General features: G+C 62.8%; 1 protein-coding gene. It reads left to right on the top strand.

All coding sequences use genetic code 11. The annotated features are described in order from the left end of the window. Positions 1–250, top strand: a 250-nt coding sequence (locus IV01_RS24375; protein ID WP_032624805.1) for a DUF2855 family protein, incomplete at both ends; no start/stop codon positions are given.

The raw sequence follows: 250 nt of genomic DNA on the forward strand, positions 1-250 counted from the left end.
CGACCGTGCAGTTGATCGGCCTAACCTCTCCCGGCAATACCGAGTTCGTGCAAAGCCTGGGCTGTTATCGCCAGGCGCTCGGCTACGACCAGCTCGGCTCGCTCGACCCAAGCGTACCCACCCTGTACGTGGCCTTCTCCGGCAGCACCAGCCTTCGACGTCAGGTCCATGCGCACTTCAAGGACGCGCTGGTTTATGACTGCTATGCCGGATCGGCGCAGAACCAGGACTATGCCGAGCCCGACCAAGC

Origin of the sequence: Pseudomonas syringae, from assembly GCF_000737245.1 — a bacterium.
GTDB classification, from domain to species: domain Bacteria; phylum Pseudomonadota; class Gammaproteobacteria; order Pseudomonadales; family Pseudomonadaceae; genus Aquipseudomonas; species Aquipseudomonas syringae_J.